This window comes from Orrella sp. 11846 (assembly GCF_048820935.1).
GTDB lineage: Bacteria > Pseudomonadota > Gammaproteobacteria > Burkholderiales > Burkholderiaceae_B > Algicoccus.
The window spans coordinates 29823-45825 of the sequence record NZ_JBMERD010000013.1 but is presented as its reverse complement, the minus strand read 5'-3'; the positions used below and the strand labels follow the sequence as shown (position 1 = coordinate 45825).

The window sequence follows — 16003 nt, the reverse complement described above, 5'->3', positions numbered from 1 at the left end:
TACGCATTTTGACGTTTTGTAGGGAGCCTCACGGGGTATCTGAACTGAGTTCAATCTGAAAAATCTCTGGCTTCACAGACTCTTTTCGCACGCGTTGTGAGGCTCGTCTCGACACGGCACGACCTGACTGACGCCGCTTTTTGGCAGCTCGACGCTTTGGGCGCTTCGCTGAAGAAGGTGTCTGACGTGCAGATGATAGATCAGGAAATGACCAGTCCGTGCTGCGTGATGTGCTGCGCGAAGCATTCTGGCCAAACTGTGTGGACGTGTGTCGACTCCGATTTTGTTTTTGTGTGGGTTTTTTGCGCTGATTAGCGCGTTGATGTGTTGATGCGGTCAGAAAAGCCTGTAGACGAGCGTCACGCCAAAATGCAGGCTCTAGCACCGCAACCTGCCATGAAGTCGGCTGATCTCCAAAGTCGGCAGCCAAAGCTTGCGCCGACCCTAAACCGCCCAGCATCCAAAGGAGCCAAACTCCACCCATCAAATTGAATATTTTGCGACGTCCCAACACGATGCGCCCCTCAATCAAGCTAAAGCCACATCATGTCGGGTTCTGTTCAGCACGAACAGACGTAATACGTGCAACAGTCCTTGCGGATTTATGCCGTCTTAATACCTGGCAACTGACCAGATTGCACCTGGTGTTGCACGTAATTGGCGACACCTGTCTGCACATCCATAAAGTCCGCTGTATAGCCCGCGTTGCGCAAACGTGTCGTATCGGCTTGCGTATAGCTCTGATAACGCCCTTTCAGATCATCCGGGAATGGCACATATTGCACCAGACCTTGTGCAATCATTTTTTCAAGTTCCAGCGTATCTTGGCCTTGTGCCTGTCGCAACGTATTCACAACCGCTTGAGCCACATCATTAAATGGTTGCGCACGGCCTGTACCGCAGTTAAAGACGCCACTCACATGGGGGTGCTCCAGAAAGTGCAAATTGACTGATACAACGTCTTCGACGGCAATAAAATCGCGCATCTGTCCGCCATTGTCATAGCCATCCCATCCACCAAAGAGCCGCACACTGCCGTTTTCTAAGAACTGCAGCATATTGTGATACGCCACAGACGCCATCCGGCCTTTGTGTTGTTCATTGCGACCATAGACGTTGAAATAACGCAACCCCACCACTTGCGCACTGAGACGGTTGGCATGTCGGCGCAGATATTGGTCAAACAGATATTTTGAGTAGCCGTAGACGTTTAACGGTTTTTCATTTTCAAGACCTTCTGCATAAACAGGTCCTGCACCATAGACGGCTGCTGAGGAAGCATACAAAAAGGGCACACTGCGGCGCTGACACCACTCAAACAACTCACGGGTATACACATAGTTGTTTTCCATCATGAACTGTCCGTTGCGTTCGGTCGTGTCTGAACAAGCACCCTGATGCAACACAGCACGAACCTGGCCCAGATCATCCGCCTGGAAGCGGCGCAGGAATTCTGCCTTATCCATGTAATCTGAGACTACACAGTCCGTCAGATTGACGAACTTATCACCATCTGTCAGGTCATCCACTGCAAGAATATTGTCGTAGCCTTTCGCATTTAAGCCGCGCACCAAATTTGAACCAATAAACCCGGCTGCGCCAGTCACAATAATCATTCCATTTCCTCCGCCGTCACTGTGGACGTCCCTAATTTACCGACAACGATACCACCTGCGCGGTTCGCCCACTGCATCGCTTGCTCCCAAGAAGCCCCTGTCGCTCGCATCACTGCCAAGGTTGCCAACACAGTATCACCTGCCCCTGAGACATCAAACACCTCTTGTGCTTGCGCATCTTCGTGGGCTCGCTGACGATCTGTATACAGCGTCATACCTTGTTCAGAGCGCGTGACCAACAAGCCTTCCAGATTCAATCTCTGACGCAACAACTGGGCTTTTTCTTCCAGTTCTGCTTCGCTCTGCCACAAACCGACAATCTGTTGCAGCTCTGCGCGATTCGGAGTAATTAAGCTAGAACCTTCATAACGCTCATAATCCAAACCTTTAGGATCCACCAACACAGGGATTTCACGCTTTCGAGCATGCGCAATCAGTGCTTCGACTTGACCCAGCACACCTTTGGCATAGTCTGATAGCACGAGCACATCGGCTTTATCAATCTGATCCAACAGTTGTTGTGTCAACCGACTCACACAAGCTTGCGTTGGTTTTTGTTCAAAATCGACTCGCATCATTTGTTGCTGTCGCGCCAGAACCCGCATCTTCACAATCGTCGGAAAGTCCACATCCTGAATCAATGCGTGTTCAATGCCATCCGCTTCTAGTAAACCTTGAACGGCTTGCCCAGCCTCATCTTTTCCTATAATCCCGGCCAACATGACCTGAGCACCCAATGCGCGGGCATTTCGCGCCACATTCGCAGCACCGCCAAGACGGTCTTCACGACGGGCCACATGCACGACAGGTACCGGTGCTTCCGGTGAAATACGCTCAACCTCACCGAACCAGTAACGGTCCAGCATAATGTCACCAATAATCAGAATACGGGTCTGACGCACCGCCAGTCGCGGAAATGCTTTCATCAATTTTTTCGAGACGCCTCAGGCACTTCCCCTGAGGTGGGATAGCATGGCGCACTGTTCTCAGCACACCCCAATTCTCGATTCCTCCATGATCCTTGTCATTGAGCTATCAATCATCTACATCTATCAAAGCAACGTTCATTCGTTTGATGTTGCGAACTGAACGTGCTGATCTTTAAACCTTTGCGCCAGAAAGCTCTTCAAGCCGCAGCGGACGATAAGTCTCCCAACTGTGGCAACCTGGGCATTGCCAGTAAAACTGACGGGCTTGGAAACCACAAGTCTGGCAACTATAGCGATCCAAACGCTGCGTATGCGGCCCAATGACCTGTGACACCAAATCAGGGGTCATTGGGTTTTTTTCAATCATCTCATCACTGGGTTCAACCGAACTCTCTTGTTGTGGGAGCTCAAGACTTAATGCACGATTTAACGCAAGCAAACTGGTGTTATGGCGCAAAGCTTCGCGCATAAACTTCCAAGCCGCAGCCGATCCTTCATACTCTCGCTTCAAGACGAACAACACACTTAACAAATCCAGTGACGGATAATCTGCGTAATGTGTTGACAAACGCACGAGCAAATCAGCTTGCTCATTTGTTTGCTTGAAATTCTCCACAAGCGCCGATGCAATCAGTCCTGCATAACCAGGTGCTTGCTCTAAAACACCTAAAAGCGCCGTACGCTGCGCCAGAACATCCTGATTAGCTTGTGCAATTTGTGCCAATGTCATTTGCACCCGAGCTTTCGAAGCTTGTGTTGCTTGCGCATCCCGGGCAATCAAATCCATCGCTTGCCGAACTTCTTTCATGGCCGTTTCAGTATCAGGCTTGGGCTTGGCCAACGACAACTCAGCTAGCTCACAATGGTAATGAACGGCTTGCGGGACCGACTCACCCGTGAGTTTGCCTAAATTCTGGACCGCTTTAATCGCCCGTGGCCAGTCATGCTCTGTTTCATAGATGCGTACGAGCGCTTTAGCGGCACGCTTGCCATAGCGCGTATCACTTAATTCCTGAAACGCCATTTCAGCCCGATCCAGCATGCCTGCCTTCAAATAATCCTGCGCAATTTCATGTAAAGCATGCTCACGATCACGTGCAGGCAAATCCGATCTTGATAAAAGGCTTTGATGCACCCGAATCGCACGCTCCATCTCACCACGTCTGCGAAACAAGTTTCCGAGTGCAAAGTGCAGCTCCGTCGTTTCCGTATCGAGCTTCGTGACTTCGATAAATGCATCAATGGCTCGGTCAGGCTGCTCATTAAGTAAAAAGTTCAGCCCTTTGAAATAGGAATCAGGCAATGTGCGACTTTCGCTCATCATATGCCTTAAGTCATACCGCGCAGAGAGCCAACCCAAGCCAAACAGAAGTGGTAAAAAAATCAACCACCAGGACTCAAAATCCATTGCTATCTTTCCTTCGGTTTATAACGGCGCGACATCTGACGGCGTTGCTGGCGAACCTTGCGCTGCTTTCTCAGTTGTGGGACGAGCAGATGATTTGGCTTTAGACAAGTCTTTGCGCAAACGACCTGATTCGCGCCAACGCCGCCAACGTCCGGGCATCATTAAAATGGCACCAAACACGGCACCAATCACAAAAGTCACCAAAAGCACCACAATTAAGGGCACATCGGACAAGCTCACGCCGTCGTAGAACACAACGTCGACTGGCGTCACATTGTGATAAGCAAATAAAAGAACTGCAATAAAAATAATTAGGCGGATTGTCCAGACTACATAGCGCATGTTTTTCTACCCCAGAAAAGGCGAAGTGTGGGAGTGTCTGACGCATTGTAAACCGACCGCAAGTCGACTGAGCCTTGCAAACACACATTCAGATGGAAACGTTCCTCATTCAGCCTCTTAGGCTAACAATTTCAGACGCTTCTGCTTAACAGTACACAAAAATCAGTTCTTTGCTAAGCATGTCGACTTTGGTTATATTGTGCACGGTATCGCCCATGGTCTTGCTTACCTGAATTTGTTGTTGGTAAGCCCAGCCCGTGGGCTTTTTTGCGTTTGAGAAAAAATTACACATTATGTGCAATCGGTTTCCCAAAAAACAGGGGCGAACAAATCCATTTGAATTTGTTCGCCCCTATCAGGCTGATATTAAAGCTTCGCTTTAGTTCTTCGTTTGATTTTTATAATCAACCTCTTCGCGAAGCTGTTTACCCGCCTTAAAATGCGGCACCTTTTTACCAGGCACCTGTACTTTTTCACCAGTTTTCGGGTTGCGTCCCACTCTCGGTGAACGTTCAGAAAGTGAGAAGCTACCGAAGCCACGGATCTCAATCCGCTGACCGTTCGCCAAGGAATCGGTCATGGCTTCGAGTATCGTCTTAACAGCGATGTCGGCATCGCTCGCGCTGAGCTGAGGATAGCTCTGCGCGATTGCCGTGATCAATTCTGATTTCGTCACGATAAAACGACCCGATTACTCGCCGTCGCGAGCCTGATCCAGCTTGGCTTTCAACAGAGCACCCAGGTTGGTGGTTCCGCTGGTCGCACCGGCTTCGGTCATGCGCTGCATGGTTTCAGCTGTTTCAGCGCTGTCACGTGCTTTGATCGACAACTGGATAGAACGTGTCTTACGATCCACGTTGATAATCATGGCTTCAATGTTGTCGCCTTCTTTCATCAACGTTGTGGCATCTTCAACACGACCTGTCGACATTTCTGATGCACGCAGATAACCTTCCACGTCCAGTGACAATGTCACGACAGCACCGCGAGGCTCAACTGATTTCACAGTACCCTGAACCACGGCACCACGATCGTTTGTAGCCACGTAGTTATTGAATGGATCGCCTTCCAGCTGCTTCACGCCCAGAGAGATACGCTCTTTGTCGGTGTCGATTGCCAGAACCACGGTTTCAATTTCGTCGCCTTTCTTAAAGTTGCGCACGGCTTCTTCGCCATTCTCTGACCATGACAGGTCAGACAAGTGCACCAGACCGTCGATACCGCCAGGCAGACCCACAAACACACCGAAGTCGGTGATGGATTTGATGGCACCGCTGACTTTATCGCCACGCTTAAAGCTTGCAGAGAAATCTTCCCATGGGTTTGCACGGCACTGCTTCATACCCAAGGAGATACGGCGGCGGTCTTCGTCAATTTCCAGAACCATGACTTCGACTTCATCGCCCAATGTCACGACTTTACGTGGATCAACGTTCTTGTTCGTCCAATCCATTTCTGAAACGTGGACCAAACCTTCAATACCGTCTTCTACTTCAACAAATGCACCGTAGTCGGTCAGGTTGGTCACCTTACCGAACAGACGTGTACCTTGTGGGTAACGACGTGACAAACCGATCCATGGATCTTCGCCCAATTGCTTGACGCCCAATGAGACGCGGCTCTTTTCTTGGTCGAACTTCAGGACTTTTGCATCGATTTCTTCGCCAACGCTCAAGACCTCAGATGGGTGACGCACACGACGCCATGCCATATCGGTAATGTGCAACAGACCGTCGATACCACCGAGGTCCACGAACGCACCGTAGTCGGTGATGTTCTTGACGATACCCTTGAGGACCATACCTTCCTGCAAGGTTTCGAGCAGTTTCTGGCGCTCTTCGCCCATGCTGGCTTCCAGCACGGCACGACGTGACAACACGACGTTGTTACGCTTGCGATCAAGTTTGATCACTTTGAATTCTGTTGTTTTGCCTTCGAACGGCGTTGTGTCTTTCACAGGACGCGTATCGACCAATGAACCAGGCAAGAACGCACGGATGCCGTTCGTCATCACGGTCAAACCGCCTTTGACACGGCCTGTAATCGTACCGGTCACCAGCTCATTATTTTCGAGGGCTTGCTCCAGCGACAGCCATGCTGACAGACGCTTGGCACGATCACGTGACAAAATGGTATCGCCGTAACCGTTTTCGAGTGAATCAATCGCAACAGACACGAAATCGCCGTCGCTGACTTCCAGTTCACCCTGGTCATTCAAAAACTCTTCAATCGGAATCAAGGCTTCCGATTTCAATCCTGCGTTCACAACGACAAAGTTGTGGTCTACGCGAATCACTTCAGCAGAGATCACCTCACCTGCTTTCATATCCTGATTTTCAAGACTTTGAGCAAAGAGGTCTGCAAAACTGACGCCGCCGGTCAGGTCGGCCATAGTTGGTTGAGTTGACATGTAAAATATATCCGAGTGGCCCATCGGGCCCGTAATCACACCCCTGTACGAAGGAGTGGTGTTAGTAAACACTGCACATCGGGCTCACAACATTCAATACCCTAAGCACAGCCATTTCGTCTCCTCTCTGCGCACCATTTCATCTGTAAAACCAGCCATTTCTGGCAGACAGACAAACCAATTACAGAAGGAACTCAGTAATTTAACAGAGTTTTCTTTATCGATCAAGAAGTTAGATGGACTTTATAAAAATAAACCGTCCAGCCCAAAATGCAGGAAACAATCGACTTGGAATTATTGCTTCACCGCTTCCCAACACGAGAGAATCCGATCCACTGTTTCATCAATCGAAAGTTCAGATGAATCGATGCGTTGCGCATCCTCTGCAGGTCTTAGCGGCGCCACTTCACGCTCCATGTCCCGCGCATCCCGACTTTGCAGATCGGCTAAAACCGCTTCAAGCTTGGTTTGCTTACCTTGAATCACTAGCTGTTGATAACGGCGGCGTGCCCGCGCTTCAACATCAGCTTCCAGATAGATTTTGAGGGTCGCATCTGGAAACACCACGGTTCCCATATCGCGCCCGTCTGCCACCAAACCCGGTGCTCTTTTGAAATCTCTTTGCAGTTCTAGCAATGCAGCACGTAATTCTGCATTCGGGGCCAGCCTTGAGGCCAGATTACCGACATGCTCCTGACGGATCTCTTGTGTGACGTCTTGCTCGTCCAGAAATGCACGATCGTCCTCAAAACGAATCTTGATCTTACGAATCAACTCCAACGCATGCGCATGATCTTCGGGATTAATACCCGCCTTCAACACCGCAAAAGCGGCAATCCGGTAAATGGCACCGCTATCCAACATATGCCAGCCAAGTTGCTTGGCAATCCGTGCCGAGACAGTTCCCTTACCCGAGGCAGTTGGCCCATCAATCGCAATCACAGGGATGGTTGTTGCAGTATTCATATCTGAACCTCAACTCACTAAGGTGTCGTATACAGAGAAATAGGTCGGAAAGGTCTTTGAAACACAGTCAGGATCTTCAATCACAACATCCACTGATCCAAATGCCATCAAAGAAAAGCACATTGCCATCCGATGATCGTCATAGGTTGCTATCGAGGCTGAACGCCACTGCCCTGTCTCAATCGGATGCACACAAAGCCAATCCGGACCCGATTCAACAGTCGCACCCAACTTGCGTAGTTCGTTGCGCATAGCATCAATCCGATCGGTTTCTTTGACGCGCCAACTTCCAATATTTCGCAAATAACACGGACCATCCGCAAAAGCCGCAAGAACCGCGGCCGTCATTGCGGCATCCGGAATCAAATTGAAATCGGTATCAAAGGCACGCAATCGCGCCCCATTGGCCACACCCTGGGCACTCACAGTCATCTCATGCGCCTGCATTTCAACCTCTGCACCCATGGCACGGATGTGTTCTACAAAACCGACGTCACCTTGCACACTGGTCGAACCAACGCCTCGAATTGTCAGCGGTCCGCCGCCTAAAAGACCTAACGCAAGAAAATACGAGGCTGAAGACGCATCGCCCTCCACCTGAATCTCTGTCGGAGACGCATAGGTTGATTGCGCATCAATTCGGAATGCTGGTGAGCCATCATCTTGCGTCAAACGCGCCACCTGAACCCCAAACTGCGCCATCATCTTCAAGGTGATATCGATATAGGGCTGAGAGATCAGTTGCCCATCAACCTTAATCACCAGATCTCGCTCTGTCTGCTGCGTCACTAGAGGTGCAGCCATCAACAAAGCTGTCAGAAATTGGCTAGACACCGAGCCTTTCACCAAAACTGACTCACCGCAAATATCACCAGGCTCAATTTGCAAGGGTGGGTAGCCCGGGTTTTGTAGATACTGGATATTGGCACCCAGTTGGCGCAATGCATCGACTAAATCACCAATCGGACGCTCACGCATACGCGCAATCCCATCCAATCGATAAGTCCCTTGTGACAGAGCAAGCGCAGCAGTCAATGGGCGAAATGCGGTTCCAGCATTCCCTAAAAAGAGTTCAACCGGATCAATCGCCAAACTTCCCTGACTTGTCACCCGAACCGTATCCTCACTCAACATCTCGATGTCAACACCGAGTGCTTTGAGTGAAGCAAGCATGACTTGCGTATCATCAGAATCCAGCAACCCACGCACCACGGTACTGCCCTTGGTCAGCGCAGCCAGCAGTAACACACGGTTTGAAATACTCTTAGAACCCGGCAAATCCACCACACCTTGTGCGCTTTGAACCGGCTTCAAACGCAATGTTGGCAATTTTGAACTCACCTTTGTTTCTCCCAATCCTGACGTGCTTTTGCACTCACTCTGAGCATTTGCACGATCCAGTCAAAATCTTCTCGTTCCAAAGCCTCTCGGGCTTGTGCCAACTGAGTCTCAAACTCAGCCAACTGTGAACACACCGCATCCCGATTGACCATGAAAATATCTCGCCACATCTCATCAGAGCCTTGCGCCACGCGAGTAAAATCCGCAAAACCTGTGCCTGCAACCTCAAACTTCACGTCAGCATCGGCTGCCTGTGTGATTTGATAAACGTACATGGCGGCTAACCAGTGTGGCAAATGACTGATTGCAGCAACAGCTTCGTCATGCTGCTCCCAAGGCATCTCTAAAATTCGTGCGCCACAGGCGCGCCACATGGACTCCACAACACGAACCGTCTCAGGTGCATTTTCTGGCAAAGGACATAAAATCAATTTACGATCAACGTAAAGATCTGCGCGCGCCGCTTCTGGACCACATAAATGTGAGCCTGCCATCGGGTGTGCTGGCACAAACTGAGATACGCGTTCTTGCAAAAACTCGCGTGCCACCTTCACCACATTGCCTTTAGTGCTCCCCGCATCGGTCAAGATCACACGATCTGTCAAATGTGGTTTAAGCGTTGCAAAAACATTTGCAAACGCCCCCACTGGCACAGCAACCAGAATCAGATCTGCCTCTTGAGCCGCTTGTTCCAACGTCGCCACTTCATCGATCACACCGAGCGCTTTGGCTTGCTCCAAGGATTCAAGACTGCGCCCGACCCCTAGAACACGTTCAACTCGACCCGCTTCTTTCAGCGCAAGCGCAAATGAGCCACCAATCAGCCCCGCGCCGATGATGGCTAAAGTTTCAATCCGCTTATTCGATTTCATCAAGCAGACCGTTCAGCAGTCTGAAGCACTTCGGTCAATGCGTCCAGAAAACGTTGGTTTTCATGGGGCAAACCGATGGTGACTCGCAACCATTCGGGTAGACCATCTGCGGCCACTGGTCGCACAATCACACCGCGCTTTAACAAAGCTTGGTTAATACCTACTGCATCACCCACTTTCACGAGCACAAAGTTCGCAAAACTGGGCACATACGTTAAACCCAGTTTTTCAAAACCACTTTGCAGAACGTCTTTCCCTTGTGCATTATTCTGCGCACTAGCAGTGACAAATGCATCATCAGCCAAAGCGGCAATCGCTGCTACTTGTGCCAAGGTATTGACGTTAAAAGGTTGACGCACACGCGCCAACAGCTCTGTCAATGCAGGTTGAGCCAATGCGTAACCAACGCGCAAACCTGCCAACCCATATACTTTAGAAAAACTACGAGTCACGACCACATTGCTATAACGACGCACGAGCGACACGCTATCAACACGTTGGTCAGGTTCAATAAATTCGTTGTACGCCTCATCCAACACCACAGTGACACGGCTACCAAAACGCTGATAGACCTGCGACACAAAAGACTCAATTGCGTCGTGACCTAAAAATGTCCCAGTCGGATTGTTCGGGTTGGCAATAAACACAACCCGTGTTTGCTCATCAATGGCTTGAAGCATGCCTGGCAAGTCATGTCCATAATCCACTGCTGGCACCATACGGTGTTGCGCACCTCGGGCTTGTGTCGCCAAGCGATAAACCACAAACGAATATTGTGAATAGACAGCTGCACTGTCCTGATCCAGCAAAGCTATACCCAACATTTCTAGGATGTCGTTCGAGCCATTGCCCAACGTGACCCAAGATGCAGGCACATCCAATCGCGTTGCAATCGTCTGCTTTAAGTCGTAACCACCCGGATCGGGGTAACGGCTCAATCCGCTGATCACGGACTCAATGGCTTTCCGTGCTGAGGCCGGCATGCCCATGGGGTTTTCATTGGAAGCCAGTTTCACCACGTTCTCTGGTGACAAACCGTACTCACGCACCAAATCCTCGATGGGTTTTCCGGGAATATACGGCTGAATAGCCTGAATATATTCAGGCGCCTGCAGTGCAGGATTATCTTGACTCATAGTGACCCTGTCAGAAAGAAATTTACTGTTTGGGAAAGGACCCTAAGATCTTAAAGAACGCACAACGCTTACGCAGCAACTCTAACGCCACGGCGACCTGAGGATCATCCTGATGGCCTTCAATATCTACGTAGAAATAGTACTCCCACTGGCCTGTGCGTGCAGGTCTGGACTCAAACCGAGCCATCGAGACACCATGCTCTGCCAAAGGCGTCAGCATCTGATAAACCGCGCCAGCTTCGTTCGGGACCGCCAAAATCAGGCTGGTCATGTCACCACCTGTTGGCAATGTTGGCATACGCCCAATCGCCAGGAATCGAGTTCGATTCATAGGATCATCCTGAATGCCTTCTTCCACAATATTTAAGCCCCAAGCACGCGCTGCGATATCACTTGCAATCGCAGCAACCGTCGGATCTTCAGCCGCAATTCGAGCCGCCTCTGCATTACTGGCCGCGGGCTCACGTTGCAATCCTGGCTGATGCAAACCTAGCCAGTGCTGACATTGCGCAAGCGCCTGAGGATGGGCCATCACACGCGTCACGCCGTCCATCGTGCCCGATTTTGTAAGCAAACAATGGCGAATCAGAATCGAATGCTCACCGACAATTTTCAGTGGTGTATTGAGCAGCAGATCCAGTGTTCGGTTCACTGCGCCTTCAGTCGAATTCTCGACAGGCACAATACCTACATCGGCATTGCCTGCCTCAACGACTCGAAACACCTCATCAAAGTTTGGACAGGACACGCCAGAAATCGCATTGCCCATAAATTCGAAGGCAGCTTGCTCAGAAAATGAACCGGCTGGCCCCAAATAGGCGACACGAATTTCTTGCTCCAACCCTCGGCACACAGAAATAATCTGCGACCAGATCGCATCAATTGAAGCGGCATCAATGGGGCCTTCATTGGCTTGCGCCAAAGCACGGATCACCTGAACTTCACGCTCCGGACGAAACACGGGCGATTCTCCCGGATGTCCGTGCTTGACGTCTCCAACGGCTTGCGCGGTCCGAGCACGCTCATTAATCAAATCAAGGATCTGCTGATCCAGCGCATCAATTTTTTGTCGAAGCGGCAGCAGCTTGGCTTGCAACTCTTTATCCATGGGTTTTCTCAAACCATTCAAGATAGTCAATCAGATCCATGACACCTTCTAGTGGCATGGCGTTATATATCGAGGCGCGCATTCCGCCCACGCTCTTATGGCCTTTGAGCTGATTTAGCCCCAGTGCCTGAGCGCCCTTCAGAAACTCAGCATCTAGTTGGGTATCCGGCAAATGAAACGGCACGTTCATCCGTGACCGATTCTCTGGAAACACATCTAGACGATAAAACGATGACTGATCAAAAAAACCATACAGCGCATTCGCTTTCAGAATGTTTTCTTTTTCGATCGCTTCAAGTCCACCTTTTTTCAGGAGCCACTTAAAAACCAAGCCCGCCACATAAATCGAATAAGTGGGTGGTGTATTAAATCGGGATGACTCTCGAGCGACATTGGCGTAATTAAAGGCAGCTGGGCACATTGGCAGCGCATGCCCAATCAGATCTTTACGCACGATCACAACCGTGACACCCGCGGGGCCCGCATTTTTCTGAGCCCCTGCGTACATGAGACCCACGTTGCTGAAATCCATAGGTCGCGACAAGATGTGCGAGGACGCATCAATCACCAAAGGCACATCGGCTGCACCTAAGGCCTTCATCTGCGCTTGATCCGGAAATGAAAACATTTCCACACCACCAATCGTCTCGTTACTGCAGAAATGTAAATAAGACGCCTCAGGACGCACCGTCCACTGCTCCACAGGTGGCACCCACGTTAATGGTTGCCAAACATGGCCGTCTCGCTGCCAAACCTGATCGCTGCTTGCAGCCACAGCCACATCACCGTAACGCTCTGCTTCTGCACGCGACTTCTTTGACCATGAGCCGGTAATGACGTAATCGGCTTTATGCTCAGGACGCAATCCCATCAGGTTCATCGGAATGATGGCATTTTCTGCGGTGGCGCCACCTTGCATAAACATGACCGCAAAGTCATCGTTCAGTCCCAGCAACTGGCGCAAATCCGCTTCGGCCTCATCGCAAATACGAGTGAACTCTGGGCCACGATGGCTCATTTCCATCACGGACATGCCGCTGCCTTCCCAGTCCAGCATCTCCCGCGCAGCCTGCTCAAGCACGGGCTCAGGCAAAACTGACGGACCTGCTGAGAAATTCCAGGGTCGTTTTACGCTTGTCATTCAGAATCTCCGTCCTCTGTCTTATCGATCTCGTCTGCATCATCACCCGCATCATTTTGCGCAGATGTGTCCTCCGAATCATCCGATACCGCTTCAGATGCTTCTTGGTCTGTCACGGTTGCAGATTCATCCGACTCTTCAGCCTCATCATCGTCCACATCACTTTCAACCACCCGACGCACACCCGACAGCTTGGTGCCTTCATCCACGTTAATCAAGGTCACACCTTGCGTTGAACGACCCATTTCGCGAATCTCACTCACACGGGTGCGCACCAACACGCCTGCGTTGGTAATCAACATGATTTCATCTTCGGGCTCAACCAAGACGGCACTCACCAATTTGCCATTGCGCTCAGACATCTGAATGGCAATCAAGCCTTTCGTACCGCGACGGTGCTGCGTATATTCAGCCACCGCCGTGCGCTTGCCGTAACCATTCTCAGTGGCCGTCAAGACCGAATAGCTTTCATCACGTGCGACCAGCATAGCAATCACTTCCTGGCCTTCGTCTAGGGACATCCCACGCACACCACGTGCAGTACGACCCATCGCGCGCACATCACCTTCGTCAAAACGCACCGCCTTACCACCGCTCGAGAACAGCATCACGTCATGCGAGCCATCCGTCAAGTCGGCTCCAATCAAATAATCGCCCTCATCGAGGCTCACGGCGATAATGCCTGTCTTACGTGGGTTTGAGAAATGTGACAGCGGTGTTTTCTTGACCACACCGGCTGCTGTCGCCATAAAGACGTTTTGTGAGTCATCAAACGCCTTCACAGGCAGAATGACGGTAATTCTTTCTTCTGGCTCCAGCGGGAAAACGTTCACAATCGGACGGCCTCGTGAGGAGCGTGAGCCTTGTGGCACCTCCCAAACCTTCAACCAGTAAACCCGGCCACGATCCGAGAAGCACAACAGGAAGTCGTGTGTATTGGCCACAAACAACTGATCGATCCAATCGTCTTCTCTAGTGGTAGTTGCTTGTTTGCCCCGACCACCACGACGTTGTGCGCGGTACTCTGACAACGGCTGGCTCTTGATGTAACCCGCATTGGACAGTGTCACCACCATATCCGTTGGCGTAATCAAATCCTCGGTATCCAGATCAGTGGCGTTGTATTCAATACTCGAACGACGCTGATCATCTACTTTGATCGAAAACTCTTGACGAATCTCCTCTAACTCATGTGCGATGATGGCTGAAATACGTTCCGGGCGTGCCAGAATATCCAGCAAATCAGCAATCGTTTCCATGATGGCTCGGTATTCATCAAGGACCTTATCTTGCTCTAAGCCTGTCAAGCGCTGTAAGCGCATGTTCAGGATTTCCTGAGCCTGCACTTCGCTCAAACGATAAAGGCCGTCACCACCCAAACCATAATGGCTTGGCAGATCTTCTGGGCGGTACGCTGCTCGACCACCTGTCGCATCGCTGTCCGCACGCACCAACATTTCGCGCACCATGGACGAATCCCAACTGCGCGCCATCAACTCTTCACGGGCAATCACAGGTGTGGCTGCACCGCGGATGATGGCAATGAACTCATCGATATTGGCCAGTGCAACGGCCAACCCTTCAAGCACATGACCGCGTTCACGCGCTTTACGTAACTGGAATACTGTGCGACGTGTCACCACTTCGCGACGGTGTGCTAGGAAATACGCCACCATCTGCTTCAAATTCAACAGACGAGGCTGACCATCGACCAAGGCCACTAGGTTCATGCCGAAGGTTTCTTGAAGCTGCGTGTTCTTATACAGATTATTCAGAATCACTTCAGGCACTTCGCCACGACGCAACTCAATCACCAGTCGCATTCCGTCCTTGTCGGACTCGTCACGAATATCTGAAATGCCTTCGATTTTCTTTTCGTTGACAAGCTCTGCGATTCGCTCCTGCAGTGATTTTTTGTTGACCTGGTATGGCAACTCATCGACCACAATCGCTTGACGATTGCCACGATCAATGTCTTCAAAATGCGTTTTGGCGCGCATGATGACACGACCACGACCTGTGCGATATCCATCACGCACTCCGGTCATGCCATAGATAATGCCGCCCGTCGGGAAGTCGGGCGCTTTAATAAACTCCAGCAAATCATCAACTGTGCAATCGGGTGTCTCTAGCGTGTGCAAGCAGGCATCAATCACTTCAGCCAGATTATGGGGTGGGATATTTGTGGCCATACCCACTGCGATCCCGGAGCTGCCGTTAATCAGCAAATTGGGCAATCGCGAAGGTAACAACAGCGGCTCACGTTCACTGTTGTCATAGTTGGGTCCGAAATCAACCGTTTCCTGATCAATATCGGCCAGCAATTCGTGGGAGATTTTGGCAAGGCGAATTTCCGTATAACGCATCGCAGCCGCACTGTCGCCGTCCACAGAACCGAAGTTACCCTGACCATCGACCAGCATATAGCGCAATGAAAAGTCTTGCGCCATGCGAACAATCGTATCGTAAACTGCTTGGTCACCGTGTGGGTGATATTTACCGATCACGTCACCGACGATACGAGCCGACTTCTTATAAGCGCGGTTCCAGTCGTTATTGAGCTCATGCATGGCGAACAAAACGCGCCGATGAACTGGTTTCAAACCGTCACGCACATCGGGCAATGCGCGGCCAACGATCACGCTCATGGCGTAATCCAGATAGCTACGACGCATTTCGTCTTCAAGTGAGATCGGAAGTGTTTCCTTTGCGAAGGAATCCATAAATGGCAGAT

14 protein-coding genes are annotated in these 16003 nt (G+C 50.7%); all 14 read right to left on the bottom strand.

Annotated elements, in window-relative coordinates:
* Nucleotides 1–28 precede the first annotated feature (28 nt).
* Nucleotides 29–514: a hypothetical protein gene (locus ACOI06_RS11280; RefSeq protein ID WP_420662692.1), complete on the bottom strand. Its 486-nt coding sequence runs from the start codon at nucleotides 512–514 to the stop codon at nucleotides 29–31.
* 88 nt (nucleotides 515–602) lie between these two features.
* Nucleotides 603–1616 (bottom strand): ADP-glyceromanno-heptose 6-epimerase, encoded by a 1014-nt coding sequence (gene rfaD / locus ACOI06_RS11275; RefSeq protein ID WP_420662691.1) that lies wholly within the window; start codon nucleotides 1614–1616, stop codon nucleotides 603–605.
* Complete coding sequence (rfaE1, locus tag ACOI06_RS11270; RefSeq protein WP_420662690.1) at nucleotides 1613–2542, bottom strand: D-glycero-beta-D-manno-heptose-7-phosphate kinase; 930 nt, start codon at nucleotides 2540–2542, stop codon at nucleotides 1613–1615. The genes rfaD and rfaE1 overlap by 4 nt, the downstream gene beginning before the upstream one ends.
* Nucleotides 2543–2717: 175 nt before the next feature.
* Nucleotides 2718–3953: a lipopolysaccharide assembly protein LapB gene (lapB, locus tag ACOI06_RS11265; protein ID WP_420662689.1), complete on the bottom strand. Its 1236-nt coding sequence runs from the start codon at nucleotides 3951–3953 to the stop codon at nucleotides 2718–2720.
* 18 nt (nucleotides 3954–3971) lie between these two features.
* On the bottom strand, nucleotides 3972–4295 hold the full coding sequence (locus tag ACOI06_RS11260; RefSeq protein ID WP_420662687.1) for a LapA family protein: 324 nt from the start codon (nucleotides 4293–4295) through the stop codon (nucleotides 3972–3974).
* 379 nt (nucleotides 4296–4674) lie between these two features.
* Complete coding sequence (locus ACOI06_RS11255; protein ID WP_420662686.1) at nucleotides 4675–4971, bottom strand: integration host factor subunit beta; 297 nt, start codon at nucleotides 4969–4971, stop codon at nucleotides 4675–4677.
* A gap of 15 nt (nucleotides 4972–4986) precedes the next feature.
* Complete coding sequence (gene rpsA, locus ACOI06_RS11250; RefSeq protein ID WP_420662685.1) at nucleotides 4987–6705, bottom strand: 30S ribosomal protein S1; 1719 nt, start codon at nucleotides 6703–6705, stop codon at nucleotides 4987–4989.
* A gap of 294 nt (nucleotides 6706–6999) precedes the next feature.
* Nucleotides 7000–7671: a (d)CMP kinase gene (gene cmk / locus ACOI06_RS11245; protein ID WP_420662684.1), complete on the bottom strand. Its 672-nt coding sequence runs from the start codon at nucleotides 7669–7671 to the stop codon at nucleotides 7000–7002.
* 9 nt (nucleotides 7672–7680) lie between these two features.
* Nucleotides 7681–9012: a 3-phosphoshikimate 1-carboxyvinyltransferase gene (aroA, locus tag ACOI06_RS11240; protein WP_420662683.1), complete on the bottom strand. Its 1332-nt coding sequence runs from the start codon at nucleotides 9010–9012 to the stop codon at nucleotides 7681–7683.
* Nucleotides 9009–9884 (bottom strand): prephenate dehydrogenase, encoded by an 876-nt coding sequence (locus tag ACOI06_RS11235; RefSeq protein ID WP_420662682.1) that lies wholly within the window; start codon nucleotides 9882–9884, stop codon nucleotides 9009–9011. The genes aroA and ACOI06_RS11235 overlap by 4 nt, the downstream gene beginning before the upstream one ends.
* Nucleotides 9884–11020, bottom strand: a complete 1137-nt coding sequence (hisC, locus tag ACOI06_RS11230; protein ID WP_420662681.1) for a histidinol-phosphate transaminase — start codon at nucleotides 11018–11020, stop codon at nucleotides 9884–9886. The genes ACOI06_RS11235 and hisC overlap by 1 nt, the downstream gene beginning before the upstream one ends.
* A 22-nt stretch (nucleotides 11021–11042) precedes the next feature.
* Nucleotides 11043–12128 carry a prephenate dehydratase gene (pheA, locus tag ACOI06_RS11225; protein WP_420662680.1) on the bottom strand — a complete coding sequence of 362 codons (1086 nt, stop codon included), beginning with the start codon at nucleotides 12126–12128 and terminating at the stop codon, nucleotides 11043–11045.
* Nucleotides 12121–13269 carry a 3-phosphoserine/phosphohydroxythreonine transaminase gene (serC, locus tag ACOI06_RS11220; protein ID WP_420662679.1) on the bottom strand — a complete coding sequence of 383 codons (1149 nt, stop codon included), beginning with the start codon at nucleotides 13267–13269 and terminating at the stop codon, nucleotides 12121–12123. The genes pheA and serC overlap by 8 nt, the downstream gene beginning before the upstream one ends.
* Nucleotides 13266–15992: a DNA gyrase subunit A gene (gyrA, locus tag ACOI06_RS11215; RefSeq protein WP_420662678.1), complete on the bottom strand. Its 2727-nt coding sequence runs from the start codon at nucleotides 15990–15992 to the stop codon at nucleotides 13266–13268. The genes serC and gyrA overlap by 4 nt, the downstream gene beginning before the upstream one ends.
* Between the last annotated feature and the right edge of the window lie 11 nt (nucleotides 15993–16003).